This is a genomic window from Lysobacter sp. Root604 (assembly GCF_001427505.1).
In the GTDB taxonomy this organism is placed as follows: domain Bacteria; phylum Pseudomonadota; class Gammaproteobacteria; order Xanthomonadales; family Xanthomonadaceae; genus Lysobacter.
This window is the reverse complement of record NZ_LMGS01000001.1, coordinates 226,243-242,713: the sequence shown is the minus strand read 5'-3', so window position 1 is coordinate 242,713 and position 16,471 is coordinate 226,243. Positions and strand designations below refer to the sequence as shown.

Below are 16,471 nucleotides of genomic sequence, written 5' to 3'. Positions count from 1 at the left end.
CGAAGCCCGTGGCCGTACTCCCGCGCGCGGCAGGGCCTGCACGCCCGACGGACCCGCTCGCTTTCTGTGGGAGCGGCGTAAGCCGCGACGAACCTTCCCACCCGACGCCTCCCGCCTCAAACGAAAAACGCCGGGGCTAGCCCGGCGTTCTCGTAAGCGAATCCAGCCTGATTCAGGTCTGCGCGGCGGGACCGCCGATCGCGCCCGGACGGCCCTTGTCGTCCTTGCTGGTCTTGCCCGACTTGACCCAGTCCGCCGGCGGACCCGGTTCGCGTCCGGCCATGATCTCGTCGATCTGGCCCGCATCGATGGTCTCGTACTGCAGCAGGGCGCCGGCCATCATTTCCAGCTTGTCCAGGTTGCCCTTCAGGATCTGGGTGGTGCGGGCGTAGGCGTTGTCGAGGATGCCGCGCACGACCTCGTCGATCTTGCGCGCGGTCTCGTCGGACACGTTCTTGTGCTGGGTGACCGAACGGCCCAGGAAGACTTCGTCCTCTTCCTCGCCGTACGTGATCGGGCCCAGCTCGGACAGGCCCCACTTGGTGACCATGTTGCGGGCCATCTTGGTGGCGCGCTCGATATCGTTGGACGCGCCGGTGGTGACCATGTCGGCGCCGAAGATCAGCTCCTCGGCCACGCGCCCGCCGTACAGCGAGCACAGGCGGCTTTCGATGTTGATCTTGTTGTAGCTGTAACGGTCGCCTTCCGGCAGGTACATGGTCACGCCCAGCGCGCGGCCGCGCGGGATGATGGTGACCTTGTAGACCGGGTCGTGATCGGGAACCAGGCGGCCGACGATCGCGTGGCCGGCCTCGTGGTAGGCGGTGAGCTTCTTCTCTTCCTCGCTCATGGCCATCGAGCGGTTCTCGGTGCCCATCATGATCTTGTCGCGCGCGCGGTCGAAGTGCTCCATGCGCACTTCCTTGCCGTTCTCGCGCGCGGCGAACAACGCCGCCTCGTTGCACAGGTTGGCCAGGTCGGCGCCGCTGAAGCCCGGCGTGCCGCGCGCGATCGTCATCGGCACCACATCGTCGGACAGCGGCAGCTTGCGCATGTGCACGCGCAGGATCTGCTCGCGGCCCTTGACGTCGGGCAGGCCGACCACGACCTGGCGGTCGAAACGGCCCGGACGCAGCAGCGCCGGGTCGAGCACGTCGGGGCGGTTGGTCGCGGCGATCACGATCACGCCTTCGCCGCCTTCGAAACCGTCCATCTCGACCAGCAACTGATTGAGGGTCTGCTCGCGCTCGTCGTGACCGCCGCCCAGGCCGGCGCCGCGATGGCGGCCGACCGCGTCGATCTCGTCGATGAAGATGATGCAGGGGGCGTGCTTCTTGGCCTGCTCGAACATGTCGCGCACGCGGCTGGCGCCGACGCCGACGAACATCTCGACGAAGTCCGAACCGGAGATCGAGAAGAACGGCACCTTGGCCTCGCCGGCGATCGCGCGCGCCAGCAGGGTCTTGCCGGTACCCGGCGGGCCGACCATCAGCACGCCGCGCGGAATCTTGCCGCCCAGCTTCTGGAACTTGGACGGATCGCGCAGGAACTCGACGAGCTCGCCGACTTCCTCCTTGGCCTCGTCGCAGCCGGCGACGTCGGCCAGGGTCACCTTGACCTGGTCCTCGCCCTGCAGCTTGGCGCGCGAACGGCCGAAGCTCATCGCGCCCTTGCTGCCGCCTTGCTGCATCTGGCGCATGAAATAGACCCAGATGCCGATGAACAGCAGCCAGGGCAGCACGTTGATCAGGATCAGGAAGATCGACGGACCGCTCTGCGGCGGCGCCTGCTCGATGGCGACCTTGTGGTTGATCAGATCGTTGACCAGTTCCTTGTCGTCGGGCGAGTAGGTCGTGAACGTGGTCCCGTCCTTGCGCTCGCCGTTGATCGTGGTCTTGTCGTCGGAGATGTTGACCTTCTTGATCCGGTCGCCCTGCACCTGCTGCACGAATTGGTCGTACGCGACCACATCGCTGGCACCGGCCGGCGGACCGAACGCGCGGAACACCAACATCAATACGACGGCGACGATCACCCAGAGCAACAGATTCTTGGCCAAGTCGTTCATTCAGTTCCTGCCTGCTGCCCGTGGGGGGCCTGGTTGCCGCTGGCGCGTCTGTGCGCCGTGAGATCGGAATACCGGGCCTGGGCCCGAATCCCGCACCTTACTTAATTTGTGCCCGCTTGCCCTGTGCCAGGGCGTAAACCTCGGGCGAACGCTTGCGCGAGGCCGCGGGTTTGCGGATCGAGACCTTGGCGTAACGACGGCGCAGCTCGCGCACGTAGTCGTCGAAGCCCACGCCCTGGAACAGCTTGATCAGGAACGCGCCGTCCACGCGCAGATGACGGTCGGCGAAATCCATCGCCAGCTCCGACAGGTGCATCGCTCGCGGCAGGTCCACCGCATCCACACCGCTCATATTGGGGGCCATGTCCGACAGCACAAGGTCCACCGTATGTCCGCCCAGGCTGGCCTCCAGCTGGGATAGGACCGCATCCTCCCTGAAATCGCCATGAAGGAACTCGACCCCGGCCAGGCTGGGCATCTCCAGAATGTCCAGGGCGATGACCCGGCCCTTGGGGCCCAAGGCCTGCCTGACCCACTGCGACCAGCCGCCCGGGGCCGCGCCCAGGTCCACCACGACCATGCCCGGCTTGAGCAGGCGGTCGCGCTCGACCAGCTCCTCCAGCTTGTAGGCCGCGCGCGAGCGCAAACCTTCGGCCTTGGCCTTCTTCACGAAGGGGTCGGAGAAGTGTTCCTTGAGCCAGCGTTGGCTGCTTTTACTGCGGGTTGCCATGGCGGCCGGCGGGGCTAGTGGGCCGCCATGATACCCTGACGCCCCCTCCGTACCCCGTTGCGTGCCCGAATGCCCACCCTCCTGACCTCCTCCCAGACTCGATTCCTGCGGGGCCAGGCGCATGACCTGAAGGCGATGCTGCAGGTCGGCGGCAAGGGCATCACCGACGCCCTGGTGGCCGAGATCGACCTGGCCCTGGAGCACCACGAGCTCATCAAGGTCAAGGTCGGCGCCGACGACCGCGAGGTCCGCGACGCCATGATCGCCGAGCTCGCCGAGCGCACCGGCGCGGCCCTGGTCCAGCGCATCGGCCACACCGCCGTGTACTACCGCCAGAGCAAGGACAAGCGCCAGATCGTGTTGCCGCGGGCCTGAACGGCTTAACGGCCGGGATTAGGGAGTCGGGATTGGGGATTCGGCAAAGCTGAACGGCCCAACCTCCCGCTTAGCCGGCCCGCCCCTCGTTCAAGCCCCCAAGCCCCTCGTTCAAACGAATCCCGAATCTCCAATCCCGAATCCCAGCCCTATGCAACTGACGCTGGAAAACCCGGACCACACCTACTTCCTGCGCGGCGCCGACGGCCAGGTCGCCCTGGTCAACGAGCGCCGGCTCGAAGCCAGCTTCGTGCTCTCCCCCGACACCCTGATCGAGGGTTGGGCGGTCCAGGACGTGCGTCAACTCAGCCTGGACGACCTCGCGCCCCTGCTGGCGCTGGACCCCGAACTGATCGTGCTGGGCGCGGGCGCCACCCAGGCCTTCCCGCCGCCGGCCACCCTGGCCGCCTGCCTCAGCCGCGGCGTCGGCCTGGAAACCATGACCAACGCCGCCGCCGCGCGCACCTTCAACGTGCTCGCCGGCGAAGGCCGGCGCGTGGTCGCGGGGTTCGTGCTGGGCGCATGAGGCCCTGGGCCGCACGGCTCGCGACCCTGCTGGCGACGGCCGCCCTGGCTGCCTGCGCGCCGCCCGACCCGGCCGAACGCTACGAACGCTGGCGCGAGACGAACGCCGCCGCCAGCGACGCCTATTTCGCCTATTTGCGCCAACACGGCGTCGACCGGGCGCTCCCACCGCAGCAATTGCTGCGCAGCGGTCGACGCTGGCGATGGTGTGGCGCCGAGGAGTTCGCAGTCCCGCCGCAGGCCCAGTGGCCGGCCATGGTGCCGACCCTGCGGCTGGTGCGCGAGTTGCGCGGCGCGGGCTTGCTGGGCCCGGCGATCGTCGCCTCGGCCTACCGCGAGCCGTCCTTCAACCGCTGCGAAGGCGGCGCCGAGCGCAGCAAGCACACCACGAACGCAGCCTTGGACTTCGATCTGACCCAGGCCGATGCCGCGCAGCGACGGCGCCTATGCGACTACTGGCGACAGCAAGGCGCTGCGCGCCGCTTCGGCCTGGGCTTCTACGCCGACGACGCCATCCACATCGACACCGCCGGTCATCGGACCTGGGGTTACGACTACACGCGGCGTAGTTCGTTGTGCGCGCCCCCGCCTAAGCCGTCCCGCATTGGCGAAAGCAAACCCCATCGCCGCGGCTAACACCGCCTCCCGTAGGAGCGGCGCAAGCCGCGACCGCGCAACTTCGGCCACGACGAGGTCGCGGCTCACGCCGCTCCTACCCCAAAGCAAGATCCGCCCGTCGCGGCGTAACCGCCGGCTTCCTGTGGGAGCGGCGTAAGCCGCGATCGCGCAACTTCGGCCACGACGAGGTCGCGGCTCACGCGGCTCCTACCCCAAAGCAAGATCCACCCGTCGCGGCGTAACCGCCGGCTTTCTGTGGGAGCGGCGTAAGCCGCGATCGCACAACTTCGGCCACAACGAGGTCACGGCTCACGCCGCTCCTACCCCAAAGCAGAATTCGATATCGCGGTGTGGTGCCGTCGGCGCCCGATCACTTCTTCGGCAGATACAACAACGGATCCACCGGCTTGCCGTTGTAGCGGACCTCGAAATGCAGCATGTCGCGCGCGGCGCCGCTGCGGCCCATTTCGGCGATCTGCTGTCCCGACTTCACCAACTGGCCTTCGTTGACCATGCGGTTGCGGTTGTGGCCGTAGGCCGACAACCAGGCATCGTTGTGCTTGATGATGATCAGTTCGCCGTAGCCGACCAGGCCCGAACCCGAATACACCACGACGCCGTCGCTGGCCGCGCGCACCGGCGCGCCGCTGCTGCCGGCGATGTCGATGCCCTGCTTGGTCGGTTCGCCGGCGACGTAGCGGCTCAGCAGCTGACCGTCGGCGGGCCAACGCCAGTCGATGCCGCTGCTGACCGGCGCGGTCGGCGCCGGCGGCGGACGCGAGGGCGCCGTCGCTACCGGCGGACGCACCGTCGGCGCGCTCGGCGTGCCGGTGACCGGCGTCGTGCCGCCCGGGCGCGCCGGCACCGGACGCGACACCGGCGGACGCGAGGCGGTGGCGTTGCCGCTGCCCGGATACAGCTTCAGGCGCTGCCCCGGATAAATCGTGTACGGCGCGCTGATGCCGTTCCATGCAGCCAGATCGCGCGCGTCGATGCCGTTGCGGAACGCGATGCCGTACATGGTGTCGCCGCGCTGGACCACCGCGCTGGCGCCGTATTTGGGCGTGGACACGCGCACCGGGGCCCGGCCGCCGCGTGAGGGTTCGCGGACCACCGTGCTCGAACAAGCCGCCAGCACAAGCGCCGCGGCGACCACGACCAGAGCGCGGCCGGTCTTGGCCGAGCCGGCGGGGATGGTGTCGATGAGCGACAGTCCGTTGTTAGTCATGCGCGCTTTCATGCTCCAGATTGGGCGTGCCACCACAGCCAGCCGATGCCGGCCACCACCACCGCGGTCGCGATCCAGCCCAAGGGCTCGATATAGCGACGCAGCGCAGCCTCGGCGCGCGGCCCGCCGATCCGGATCACCAGCGCCAGCAGGAACACCCGCTTGCCGCGACCGATCAGCATGCTCAGCACGTATTGCAGCATGGGAACGCCGACGATGCCCGACGCCCAGGTGAACACCTTCATCGGAATCGGCATGAAGCCGCCGATCACCAGGAAGGTGAACACCGCCCACGGCGATTCGACCATCTTGGCCTGGACCGTGGCGATGCCCGCCTCGATGTTGTCCAGCATGCCCAGGGCCGCGAACATCGGCTTCAGGGCCTCGAACGCGTAATGGCCCAGCGCGTAGCCGACCAGGGCGCCGGCCATCGAGCCGATCAGGCTCAAGGTCGCAAACCAGAACGCGCGCTTGGGCTGGGCCACGCACATCGGCGCCAGCATCACCTCGGGCATCACCGGGAAGATGATCGCTTCGACGAAGCTCAAACCGGTGAGATAGGCCGGTGCATGACGGTGAGCGGCCCAGGCCAGCGTGCGCTCGTAGAGCGGACCGAAAATCTTCACTCAGTATCCCTGTGGCGCGCGGCGTTCAATCGATCATGCCCGACAGCAGCGGCACGAACACCACCGGCGCGAGCGTGGTTTGGCTGACGTTGCCGTCGGCGTCCTTGCGCAGCTTGAGCAGCGACTGCGACGAGGAGCCGCCGACCGGCGCGATCAGGGTGCCGCCCGGCGCCAGCTGCGCGGTCAGCGCATCGACCAGGGCCGGCGCGGCGGCGGTGACGATGATGGCGTCGAAGGGGCCGTTCTCGGGCCAGCCGATGCGGCCGTCGTCGTGTTTGCTGCGCACGTTCAAGCCGAGCTGGCGGAAGCGCTTGCGCGCGGTGCGCAGCAGCTCGCCGATGCGCTCGACGGTGTGCACGTCCAGACCCAGCGCGGCCAGGATCGCGGCCTGGTAGCCCGAACCGGTGCCGATCTCCAGCACCTTGCCCGGCATGCCGTCGGCGAGCAGGGCCTCGGTCATCTTGGCCACCACCCACGGCTGCGAGATGGTCTGGCCGTGGCCGATCGGCAGCGCGGTGTCTTCGTAGGCGCGCGTGGCGAGGGCCTCGTCGACGAACAGATGGCGCGGCACGGTGCGGATCGCATTGAGCACGCGCTCGTCGCCGATGCCGTTGTCGCGCAGGCGCTCGACCAGGCGGTCGCGCACGCGCTGCGAGGTCATGCCGGTGCCGATCGCCTCGGGTTGCAGACGCATGCGCACGTTCATGCGCCCTGCTCCAGCTCGGCGGCGAGCCCGCCGACCCAGCTGGCGACCTGATCCAACGCCTGGTAACGGGTCAGGTCGACGTGGATCGGGGTGATCGAAATGCAGCCGCGGCGCAGCGCATGGAAATCGGTGCCGGGGCCGGCGTCCTGTTCGGGGCCGGCAGCGCCGATCCACCACCACTGGCGCCCGCGCGGATCGCGTTGCGGGATGCAGGCCTCGGCGCGGTGACGGTTGCCCAGGCGGGTGACCTCGAAGCCGGCGATCTCGCCCCAGGGCAGGTCGGGCACGTTGACGTTGAGGATGGTGTCGGCCGGCAGCGGATCGGTGCGCAGGCGCGCGATGATCTCGACCGCGGCGCGCGCGGCGGTCTCGTAATGCTTGCCGTCGTGGTCCACCGTCTGCAGCGACATCGCCAGCGCCGGCAGGCCCAGGAAGCGGCCTTCCATCGCCGCGGCGACGGTGCCCGAATAGATCACGTCGTCGCCGAGGTTGGCGGTGTTGTTGATGCCGGAGACCACCAGGTCGGGCTCGACCTCGAGCATGCCGGTGATCGCGACGTGGACGCAGTCGGTCGGAGTGCCGTGCACGCGCCAGGTCGAGGCGTCAAGCTGGTGCACGCGCACCGGGGCATCCAGGGTCAGCGAATTGCTCGCGCCGGAACGGTCGCGGTCGGGGGCGACCACCAGCACCTCATGGCCGGCCTCGCGCAGGGTCTGCGCCAGGACGCGGATGCCGGGGGCGTCGACGCCATCGTCGTTACTCACGAGAACTCGCATGGACTCCCTTGCGTTACCGCACAGCTTCGAAACGGGGTGGGCACCGAGGTCCGTGGAACGTAGGTTCTTCGCAACCTCGGGAGCGCGCGAACGGCGCACGGGCCCATGATAGCCGATGGGCGTTACCGGCTCCCGCACCGCTCGCGGCGCGGGACCACGATCCCGATCGCTGCGGCCAGGATCGGAAAGATCGCGCTGGGTTTGGCCCCTGCCTTGGGCTAGGAGCGGCGTGCTGGCCGTGATTTCGCGGCCGCGGCTCACGCCGCTCCTACCCCGAATCGGGAGCGTGCGAGGCATCCGAATCCAAGGGCAGGCCCCGACCGCCCTGCTAAAGTTTCCGCATGGCCGATCCGAACGACGACGACGAAGACGCCGCCGAACTGTTCCGCTCCGCGATCGGGCCGGTGCGGCGGCTGCCCGAGGCCGCGCTGCCGCCCAGCGCGCCCAAGCCCAAGCCGCGCGCGCGCATGGCCGAACGCGATGAGGCGCAGGCGCGCGAGGAATTCCGGCATGCGCTGGACGCCAGCCTGGCCGGGTCCGGCGAGCTCGAATCCGGCGATGCCCTGTCCTACCGCCGCGACGAACTGCCGCCGCGGGTGTTCCAGCGCCTGCGCCGCGGCGAGATCTCCGCCCAGGAGGAACTGGACCTGCACGGCAGCGATGTGCGCGAGGCCGAGGCGCTGCTGCGCGCGTTTCTGCACGACGCGCGCGAGCACGGGCTGGGATGCGTGCGGGTGATCCACGGCAAGGGCCACCGCCGCGGCACGGAGTACGTCGACAGCCGGGGCCTGCCGGTGCTGAAGAACCTGGTCGACCGGCTGCTGCGGCAGCGCGGCGACATACTGGCCTTCCACTCCGCACCGCCCTCGCAGGGCGGTACCGGAGCGGTGCTGGTGCTGCTCGCGCCGCCGCTCAGGCGGCGCTGAGCAAGGTCAATCTTCGTGCTTGGCGAGTGGCTTGCGCGGCAGGTTGACCCAGGTCACATCGATGCCGCGGCGACGCGCGATGCGTTCCACCTGCGCCATGTAGAGCTCGTCGTTGTCCATGATCGACGGCGCTTTCTGCGGCGGTACGTAGGCGCTCTTGGTGCTATGCCCAGCGCAGGCGGCCAGACCGAGGACGGACAGCGACAGCAAAACGACTTTCAAGGACGCGTTCATATTCCCGTCTCCTGAGGCTTGCAGCGCCCGGCACCATTGCCGGTCGCTCTTTTGGCTTATACGCCCGCCCTCAGGAGCAACCAGTGCCCCCCGTTGCTTTCCGACGAACGGTCGATCAGGGCCGAACGAGCGTCGAGATTTCGCCCAGTTCGGCGAGTACGACCGTGGCATAAGCGCCCGCCGGCAGCACGAAATCCAGTTCCAGTGCGACGCCTTCCGGGCCGTCCAGCCAACGCCAGTTCAGCGCGGTCGGACGCAGGCGCAGGGCGCGCCGTTCCTGGTTGAGGCCGGCCTGCTCCAAGCCCTCGCGCAACGCGGCGGCGTCCTCGCCGGCCAGCGCCGCCAGCTCGATGGCGGCCGCGGCCTCGCGGCTGCGCAGCTCGCCGCGGCCCCAGAGCGGGCCGCTGGGATGGATGTCGAACCCAGCCAGGCGCGCGGCCAGCGTGTCGTCGTAGGGCTCCGGCCCGAACACGCTGCGGCTGCCGTCCAGCATCCACACCTCACCGTCCAGGGGCAGATCCCAGCAGTCGGCGCTCACGCGCGCGGCCAGGACCCGATTGAACAGCTCCGAGCGCGCGGCCGACAGCAGCAGGCTGCGCTGTTCGCGCTTGACGCGACGGCCGCCGAACATCGCCAGCGCATTGGCGACGTTGTCGCCGTCGCGGCCGAAGCGCTGCTCGCCGAAATAGTTGGGCACGCCGCGCGCGGCGATCGCCTGCAAACGGGTTTCGATCGCCGCCCGCTCGCCTTCCGGCTCGCGCAGGGTCAGCACGAAGCGGTTGCCGGCCAGGGCGCCGCGCGGCAGCTTCTTGGCGTGCCAGGCGCTGTCGAGCACGCGCAAGCCCTCGCCCGACGCGGAGGCTTCCTGCAGCGTCGCCAGATCGGGCGCGACGCGCTTGGGCAGGTGCACACTGAAGCGTTGGCGGGTTAGCGCGTGACGGTCCTTGAGGCCGGCGTAGCCGATCGCCAGCTCGCCGACGCCGGCCCAGGCGGCGATCCGCTTGGCGGCGAAGGCGGTGTTCATGCCGCGCTTCTCTATCGTCAGCAGCAGGTGCTCGCCGCTGCCGCTGGGCGCGAAGCCCGGCAGTTCCTCGACCAGGAAATCCTCGGGCACGCTGCGGATGCGCGCGCGCAGGGCCGGCGCGCCATGCGCGCGCGCCAGCGCGGGCTCGCCGCTCACGCCGGCACCAGCAGACAGATCGCGGTCGCGGCGATGCCTTCGCCGCGGCCGGTGAAGCCCAGCTTCTCGCTGGTGGTGGCCTTCACGCTGACCGCGTCCAGGGCGATGCCCAGGTCCTGCGCGATCGCCTCGCGCATGGCCAGCGCATGCGGACCGACCTTGGGCCGCTCGCAGACCACGGTGACGTCGGCGTTGCCGACCCGATAACCGCGCTGCGCGATCAGCTCGTTGCAGTGACGCAGAAAACGACGACTGTCGGCGCCGCGCCAGCGCTCGTCGCTGGGCGGAAAGTGCTGGCCGATATCGCCCAGCGCCAACGCCCCGAGCATGGCGTCGCACAGCGCATGCAGGACCACGTCGCCGTCCGAATGCGCAAGCACCCCGCGATCGTGCGGCACCCGCACGCCGCCGAGCATCACGTGGTCGCCATCGCCGAATGCGTGGACGTCGTAGCCTTGGCCGATGCGCATGAGTGGGTGCCGCCTGAGGGAATCGGGGGCAATTATGACGAAATTCCCGGGGGAGCCGTCGACTCAGCAGCCCGCGAAGCCTCGTTTTTTGCCGTCATTCCCGCGAAAGCGGGAATCCAGTGACTTTAGCGGCATGTCCAAACGGCAGGCGAAAGCCCCGCAGATTCGACAATGCAGGAACAGCCTTAGGGCTGAGGTCGCCGACAGAAGCGGACCTACCTCGGCTCTTCCCGCATCGCGCTGAAGTCACTGGATTCCCGCCTTCGCGGGAATGACGAGCGAGAAGCAGCTGCGATCGAGAACCAAGCGCGGCAGCGTTCGTACTTGCCGGCGTCCGTACTTGCTGTCATTCGCCCCTACGCCGTTTGTTCTTGCCGTCATTCCCGCGAAGGCGGGAATGACGATCAAGAGCGGCGACTCCAGGTGAGAGCGAGGCTGAATGACGATCAAAAGTGGCGACCCAAGCGGGAGCGACGCCGAAAGAACCGCTAAACCTTCCCCAGCAAATACTCCGCCAGCGCCAAATCCGCCGGCGTCGTCACCTTGAGATTGTCCTCGCGGCCTTCCACCAGACGCGGATGCAGGCCCGCGTATTCCATCGCCGCGGCCTCGTCGGTGACGACCAGGCCGGCCACCGCGGCGTCGCGCAGCGCGGTGCTCAGCGCGCCGCGGCGGAAGGCCTGCGGCGTGAACGCGCGCCACAAACCCTGGCGCGGTTCGGTGGAGAGAATGCGTCGATCGTTGGCGCGCTTGAGGGTATCGCGCAGCGGCGCGCCGAGGATGGCGCCGTCGGAGTCGGAGTCGGCCGCGACGATCAAGGCATCCAGGTCGGCGCGGCGCAGGTTCGGGCGCGCCGCATCGTGCACCAGCACCAGGCTGTCGTCGCCGACGCCGTCGGGCAGCGCGCGCAGCGCCGCCAGTACCGAATCGGCGCGCTCGCCGCCGCCGACGCAGCGCAGCACCGGCTTGCCCTGGCGTTCGCTCCAACCCGGCCACAGCGCGTCGTCCGCGGCCAAGGCCACCATCGCGCCGGCCACGCGCGGATGCGCGAGCAAGGCGTCCAGCGCGTGCGCGATCAGCGGCTTGCCGGCCGCGACCAGATATTGCTTGGGGGTTTCGCCGCCGAAACGCGTGCCGCGACCGGCCGCGGGCATCACCGCCCAGATCGGCGCGCTCATCGGCCCGGCTCCGCGTCGATCCGGAACGGGCGGAATACCGCCGTCACGGCGCCGGCGCGTCCGTGCCGGCCGGCGCGGCCTGCGCGTTGGTCGGGGTTTCGGGTTCGACCACGCGGTAGAAGGTTTCGCCGGGCTTGATCATGCCCAGCTCGCTGCGCGCACGCTCCTCGACCGCCGCCTCGCCGGACTTGAGGTCCTCGACCTCGGCCGCGAGGGCGGCGTTGCGCTGACGCAGCCCGCCGTTATCGCGGGTCTGCTGCTGCACCTGTTGCTCCAGCGCGGCCACCGAACGGGTGCCGCCCTGGCCCATCCACAGACGGTACTGCAGGAAGGCGAGCAGGCCCGCCAGGACGATCACCAGCACTCGCAGCCAGCGCATGTCCGCCCTCCCCGGCCGCTCAGCGCTTCAAGGACACGAACGCGTCGCGGCCGGCGTAACGGGCCGCGGCGCCCAGCTGTTCTTCGATGCGCAGCAACTGGTTGTACTTGGCGACGCGGTCGCTGCGGCACAGCGAGCCGGTCTTGATCTGGGTCGCGGTGGTGGCCACGGCGATGTCGGCGATCGTGGTGTCCTCGGTTTCGCCCGAACGGTGCGAGACCACGGCCGCGTACTTGGCCGCGTCCGCCATGGCGATCGCTTCCAAGGTCTCGGTCAGGGTGCCGATCTGGTTGACCTTGATCAGGATCGCGTTGGCGACGTGCTTGTCGATGCCTTCCTGGAAGATCTTGGGATTGGTCACGAACAGATCGTCGCCGACCAACTGTACCTTGTGGCCGATCTTCTCGGTGAGCAGCTTCCAGCCGGTCCAATCGTCCTCGGACATGCCGTCCTCGATGGTCACGATCGGATACTGCGCGGCCCAGTTGGCCAGGAAGTCGACGAACTGCTCGCTGGTCAGGCGCTTGCCCTCGCCCACCAGGTGGTACTTGCCGTTGTCGTAGAACTCGGTGGAGGCCACGTCCAGACCCAGCAGGATGTCCTCGCCGGCCTTGTAACCGGCCTTGCCGATCGCTTCCAGAATGGTTTCCAGCGCTTCCTCGTTGCTGCGCAGGTCGGGCGCGAAACCGCCCTCGTCGCCGACCGCGGTGCTCAGGCCGCGGCCCTTGAGCACCGACTTGAGCGCGTGGAAGACCTCGGCGCCGGCGCGCAGCGCTTCGGCGAAGTTGGGCACGCCCACCGGCAGGATCATGAACTCCTGCAGGTCGACGTTGTTATCGGCATGCGCGCCGCCGTTGATGATGTTCATCATCGGCACCGGCAGCACCGGCGCGCGGCCGTTGGCCAGGTACTGCCACAGCGGCAGCCTCTTCGACGCGGCGACCGCGTGCGCATTGGCCATCGACACGCCCAGCAGCGCGTTGGCGCCCAGGCGGCCCTTGTTCTCGGTGCCGTCCAGGTCGATCAGGCGACGGTCCAGACCGGTCTGGTCGGCGGCGTCGAAGCCGGTCAGCGCCTGCGCGATCGCGGTGTTCACGTTCTCCACCGCCTTGCGCACGCCCTTGCCCAGGTAACGGGTCTTGTCGCCGTCGCGCAGCTCCACGGCCTCCTTGCTGCCGGTGGACGCGCCCGAGGGCACCATCGCGCGGCCGAAGCTGCCGTCGGCCAGGGTGACCTCGGCCTCCAGCGTGGGATTGCCGCGGCTGTCGAGGATTTCGCGGGCGTGGATCTTGGTGATCGTGGTCATGGGCGGGAATGGGACCGGAGATTGAGGGGTATGGAATGAAATTCGCGGCGGCGACGCAAGTTCGGGCTCAGGGCTCGGGCGGCACGCGCGCGATCGCGGCGGTCAGCTCGGGCGACACCTTGCAGCGGCCATCGCTGACGCCCGCGATCTCGGTCGCAACGATGGCCACGGCCTTGGCGCTGAGCAGGTTCTGGCGAATCGAGTTCGCATCGCTGCTGCCCAGCGTGCCCATCGCGACGATCAACGACTGGGTCTGGCCGACGCTGCCGGCGGGGTTGTCGCGCGCCGACAGCACGGTCAGATGGCCGGAACCCAGCACGCTGGACGCGCTCACCACCAGGGCCGGATAGCGACCGGCGGCGTAGACCTTGGCCGCGACCTTGGGGCCGCCGACTTCCTGCATGTAGGGCCCGACGCACTTGTAGAGCTCGCCGGTCAGGTCGGCCAGCGACATATAAAGTGTCTCGTCGGCGGTCTCGGCCGGAACGGGCGCGGCGGGTGGCGGCGCGGGCGCGGCGCTTGCCGCGAAGGCGAGCGCCAAGGGCGCGGCCGCGAACGCGGTGATCCGCCTGCCGCGTCGTCTGTCGCCGCCGGGGCCCATCAGAACGAACTCTCGAGGAAGCCGTTCTTCTTGGTGATGCGGTCCAGCTCCACCAGCGTTTCCAGCAGCGCGCGCATCTTCGGCAGCGGCACCGCGTTGGGACCGTCGGACAGGGCTTCCTCGGGGCGCGGATGGGTTTCCATGAAGATGCCGGAAATGCCCACCGCCATCGCCGCGCGCGCCAGCACCGGCACGAACTCGCGCTGGCCGCCGGACTTGCCGTCCATGCCGCCGGGCAGCTGCACCGAATGGGTGGCGTCGAACACCACCGGGCAACCGGTGTCTCGCATCACCGACAGCGAGCGCATGTCGCTGACCAGGTTGTTGTAGCCGAAGCTGGCGCCGCGTTCGCAGGCCATGATCTGCTCGTTGCCGACGGCCTTGGCCTTGGCGGTGACGTGCTTCATCTCCCAGGGCGAGAGGAACTGGCCCTTCTTGATGTTGACCGGCTTGCCGGCGCGCGCCACGTTCTGGATGAAATCGGTCTGCCGGCACAGGAAGGCAGGGGTCTGCAGCACGTCCACGACCGAGGCGACCTCGTTCATGGGCGTGTACTCGTGCACATCGGTCAGCACCGGCAGATCGAGCTGGCGCTTGACCTCGGCCAGCACCTTCAGGCCTTCCTCCATGCCCGGGCCGCGGAAACTCGTCGCCGAGGTGCGGTTGGCCTTGTCGAAGCTGGACTTGAAGATGAAGGGGATGCCGAGCTCGCCGGTCATCTCCTTGAGCTGGCCGGCGACATCGAGCTGCAACTGCATCGATTCGATCACGCAAGGGCCGGCGATCAGGAAGAACGGCCGGTCCAGGCCGACTTCGAATCCGCACAAATTCATCGGGCAGCTCCGTCAGGGATCGAACGATTGAGGACCGGCTTCATGCGCTGGCTTCCTTGAGCAGGCGGCCGCCGGCTTTGGCCTCGCGCGCGGCGCGCACGAAGCCGATGAACAGCGGGTGGCCGTCGCGCGGGGTCGACAGGAATTCCGGATGCGCCTGGCAGGCCAGGAACCACGGGTGCTGCGACCTTGGCAGTTCGACCATCTCCACCAGCAGATCGTCCATGGACTTGGCCGCGATCACCAGGCCGGCGTCCTCGAGCTGAGTGCGATAGCGGTTGTTGAACTCGTAGCGGTGGCGGTGACGCTCGCCGACCACGTCCTTGCCGTACAGCTCGCGCGCCAGGGTGCCGGGCTTGATGCGCTGATCCTGCAGGCCCAGGCGCATGGTGCCGCCCAGGTCGCTGTCCTCGCTGCGGCGCTCGACCTCGCCGGTGGCGGTGCGCCACTCGGTGATCAGGCCGATCACCGGATGCGCGCAGGCCTTGTCGTTCTCGGTGCTGTTGGCGCCGTCCAGGCCGGCGACATGGCGCGCGTAATCGACCACCGCCGCCTGCATGCCGTAACAGATGCCGAAGTAGGGGATGCCGTTTTCGCGCGCGAACTTAGCGGTCGCGACCTTGCCCTCGAAGCCGCGGTCTCCGAAACCACCCGGCACAAGGATGCCGTCCACGCCCTTCAGCGACTCGACGCCGTCGCGCTCGATTTCGCTGGACTCCAGCCACTTCAGCTTGACCTTGGTGCGCTGGCGCAGGCCGCCGTGCTTGAGCGCCTCGGCCAGCGACTTGTAGGCGTCCTGATGGTCGATGTACTTGCCGACCACCGCGATCGAAACTTCGTCCACCGGGTGTTCGGTGGCGTCGACCACTTCGTGCCACTCGCGCAGGTCGGCCGGACCGGCGTTGACGCGCAGGCGTTCGAGCACGATCGCGTCCAGGCCCTGCTCGTGGAACCACTCCGGCAGCTTGTAGATGTTGTCCAGATCGACCGCCGAGATCACCGCGCGCTCGGGCACGTTGGTGAACAGCGCGATCTTGCGGCGGTCGCTGTCGGGCAGCGGCTGTTCGCTGCGGCACAGCAGCACATCGGGCTGGATACCGATCGAACGCAGTTCCTTGACCGAGTGCTGGGTCGGCTTGGTCTTGAGCTCGCCGGCGGCGGCGATGAACGGCACCAGGGTCAGGTGCATGAACAAGGCGTATTCGGGGCCGCGCTCGGTACGCAACTGGCGGATCGCTTCCAGGAACGGCAGCGACTCGATGTCGCCGACCGTGCCGCCGACCTCGACCAGGGCCACGTCGTAGCCTTCGGTGGCCTCGACGATGCAGCGCTTGATCTCGTCGGTGATGTGCGGGATCACCTGCACGGTGCCGCCCAGGTAGTCGCCGCGGCGCTCCTTGCGGATCACGTTCTCGTATATACGGCCGGTGGTGATCGAGTTCTTGCGGCTGAGCCGCGTGCGCAGATAGCGCTCGTAGTGGCCCAGGTCCAGGTCGGTCTCGGCGCCGTCGTCGGTGACGTAGACCTCGCCGTGCTGGAACGGGCTCATCGTGCCCGGATCGACGTTGATATAGGGGTCGAGCTTCATCATCGTCACGCGCAGGCCGCGCGATTCGAGGATGGCCGCCAGCGAGGCTGCCGCAATGCCCTTGCCTAGCGAGGACACCACGCCGCCGGTGACGAAAATCAGGGGAGTCATGGTTTTACTGCCG

20 protein-coding genes are annotated in these 16,471 nt (G+C 68.6%); 4 read left to right on the top strand and 16 right to left on the bottom strand.

Features of this window, described 5'->3' with window-relative positions; genetic code table 11:
- Window positions 1–172: 172 nt before the first annotated feature.
- Both ftsH and rlmE read right to left on the bottom strand, forming a co-directional pair.
- Entirely contained in the window at window positions 173–2,068 is a 1,896-nt protein-coding gene (ftsH, locus tag ASD69_RS01205; RefSeq protein ID WP_056172880.1) for an ATP-dependent zinc metalloprotease FtsH, read from the bottom strand.
- 97 nt (window positions 2,069–2,165) lie between these two features.
- Window positions 2,166–2,798, bottom strand: coding sequence for a 23S rRNA (uridine(2552)-2'-O)-methyltransferase RlmE (gene rlmE / locus ASD69_RS01200; RefSeq protein WP_056172877.1), 633 nt, complete (start codon window positions 2,796–2,798; stop codon window positions 2,166–2,168).
- Window positions 2,799–2,867: 69 nt separating this feature from the next.
- Here rlmE and yhbY point away from each other — a divergent pair, with 69 nt between their 5' ends.
- The 3 genes from yhbY to ASD69_RS01185 all read left to right on the top strand — a co-directional run bounded on the left by yhbY (window position 2,868) and on the right by ASD69_RS01185 (window position 4,334).
- The gene (yhbY, locus tag ASD69_RS01195; protein ID WP_056172873.1) at window positions 2,868–3,173 is read left to right on the top strand and encodes a ribosome assembly RNA-binding protein YhbY; all 306 of its coding nucleotides are present in this window, start codon (window positions 2,868–2,870) and stop codon (window positions 3,171–3,173) included.
- 151 nt (window positions 3,174–3,324) lie between these two features.
- Entirely contained in the window at window positions 3,325–3,699 is a 375-nt protein-coding gene (locus ASD69_RS01190) for an MTH938/NDUFAF3 family protein (protein ID WP_056172870.1), read from the top strand.
- A complete protein-coding gene (locus ASD69_RS01185) occupies window positions 3,696–4,334 on the top strand; it encodes a D-Ala-D-Ala carboxypeptidase family metallohydrolase (RefSeq protein WP_056172867.1) in 639 nt (212 codons plus the stop codon). The genes ASD69_RS01190 and ASD69_RS01185 overlap by 4 nt, the downstream gene beginning before the upstream one ends.
- Window positions 4,335–4,686: 352 nt before the next feature.
- On the opposite strand, the gene ASD69_RS01180 is transcribed toward ASD69_RS01185, so the two are convergent.
- Genes ASD69_RS01180 through surE form a run of 4 tightly spaced genes read right to left on the bottom strand, consistent with a single transcriptional unit; the run spans window position 4,687 to window position 7,652 of the window.
- Entirely contained in the window at window positions 4,687–5,544 is an 858-nt protein-coding gene (locus ASD69_RS01180; RefSeq protein ID WP_056176385.1) for a peptidoglycan DD-metalloendopeptidase family protein, read from the bottom strand.
- An 8-nt stretch (window positions 5,545–5,552) separates the two neighbouring features.
- Window positions 5,553–6,170 carry a YqaA family protein gene (locus tag ASD69_RS01175; protein WP_056172864.1) on the bottom strand — a complete coding sequence of 206 codons (618 nt, stop codon included), beginning with the start codon at window positions 6,168–6,170 and terminating at the stop codon, window positions 5,553–5,555.
- Between the two features lie 25 nt (window positions 6,171–6,195).
- On the bottom strand, window positions 6,196–6,876 hold the full coding sequence (locus ASD69_RS01170) for a protein-L-isoaspartate(D-aspartate) O-methyltransferase (RefSeq protein WP_056172861.1): 681 nt from the start codon (window positions 6,874–6,876) through the stop codon (window positions 6,196–6,198).
- Window positions 6,873–7,652: a 5'/3'-nucleotidase SurE gene (gene surE / locus ASD69_RS01165; protein ID WP_056172858.1), complete on the bottom strand. Its 780-nt coding sequence runs from the start codon at window positions 7,650–7,652 to the stop codon at window positions 6,873–6,875. Before surE ends, ASD69_RS01170 begins: the two co-directional genes overlap by 4 nt.
- 341 nt (window positions 7,653–7,993) lie before the next feature.
- On the opposite strand from surE, the gene ASD69_RS01160 reads away from it, so the two are divergent.
- The gene (locus tag ASD69_RS01160; RefSeq protein ID WP_056172856.1) at window positions 7,994–8,578 is read left to right on the top strand and encodes a Smr/MutS family protein; all 585 of its coding nucleotides are present in this window, start codon (window positions 7,994–7,996) and stop codon (window positions 8,576–8,578) included.
- 6 nt (window positions 8,579–8,584) lie between these two features.
- Here the strand turns inward: ASD69_RS01160 and ASD69_RS01155 are convergent, their stop codons facing one another.
- The 10 genes from ASD69_RS01155 to ASD69_RS01115 form a co-directional block, all read right to left on the bottom strand.
- Window positions 8,585–8,812 carry a hypothetical protein gene (locus tag ASD69_RS01155; RefSeq protein WP_056172853.1) on the bottom strand — a complete coding sequence of 76 codons (228 nt, stop codon included), beginning with the start codon at window positions 8,810–8,812 and terminating at the stop codon, window positions 8,585–8,587.
- Window positions 8,813–8,927: 115 nt separating this feature from the next.
- Window positions 8,928–9,992, bottom strand: coding sequence for a tRNA pseudouridine(13) synthase TruD (truD, locus tag ASD69_RS01150; protein WP_056172851.1), 1,065 nt, complete (start codon window positions 9,990–9,992; stop codon window positions 8,928–8,930).
- On the bottom strand, window positions 9,989–10,462 hold the full coding sequence (gene ispF, locus ASD69_RS01145) for a 2-C-methyl-D-erythritol 2,4-cyclodiphosphate synthase (RefSeq protein WP_056172848.1): 474 nt from the start codon (window positions 10,460–10,462) through the stop codon (window positions 9,989–9,991). Before ispF ends, truD begins: the two co-directional genes overlap by 4 nt.
- Before the next feature lie 246 nt (window positions 10,463–10,708).
- Complete coding sequence (locus ASD69_RS21605; protein ID WP_157498882.1) at window positions 10,709–10,870, bottom strand: hypothetical protein; 162 nt, start codon at window positions 10,868–10,870, stop codon at window positions 10,709–10,711.
- Window positions 10,871–10,950: 80 nt separating this feature from the next.
- On the bottom strand, window positions 10,951–11,640 hold the full coding sequence (ispD, locus tag ASD69_RS01140; protein ID WP_056172845.1) for a 2-C-methyl-D-erythritol 4-phosphate cytidylyltransferase: 690 nt from the start codon (window positions 11,638–11,640) through the stop codon (window positions 10,951–10,953).
- A gap of 43 nt (window positions 11,641–11,683) precedes the next feature.
- Window positions 11,684–12,019 (bottom strand): cell division protein FtsB, encoded by a 336-nt coding sequence (ftsB, locus tag ASD69_RS01135; protein WP_056172842.1) that lies wholly within the window; start codon window positions 12,017–12,019, stop codon window positions 11,684–11,686.
- 19 nt (window positions 12,020–12,038) lie between these two features.
- Window positions 12,039–13,325 carry a phosphopyruvate hydratase gene (gene eno, locus ASD69_RS01130; protein WP_056172839.1) on the bottom strand — a complete coding sequence of 429 codons (1,287 nt, stop codon included), beginning with the start codon at window positions 13,323–13,325 and terminating at the stop codon, window positions 12,039–12,041.
- 67 nt (window positions 13,326–13,392) lie between these two features.
- Window positions 13,393–13,926, bottom strand: coding sequence for a hypothetical protein (locus tag ASD69_RS01125; RefSeq protein WP_056172836.1), 534 nt, complete (start codon window positions 13,924–13,926; stop codon window positions 13,393–13,395).
- On the bottom strand, window positions 13,926–14,759 hold the full coding sequence (gene kdsA / locus ASD69_RS01120; protein ID WP_056172832.1) for a 3-deoxy-8-phosphooctulonate synthase: 834 nt from the start codon (window positions 14,757–14,759) through the stop codon (window positions 13,926–13,928). The genes ASD69_RS01125 and kdsA overlap by 1 nt, the downstream gene beginning before the upstream one ends.
- Window positions 14,760–14,799: 40 nt before the next feature.
- On the bottom strand, window positions 14,800–16,458 hold the full coding sequence (locus ASD69_RS01115; protein WP_056172829.1) for a CTP synthase: 1,659 nt from the start codon (window positions 16,456–16,458) through the stop codon (window positions 14,800–14,802).
- Window positions 16,459–16,471: the final 13 nt, after the last annotated feature.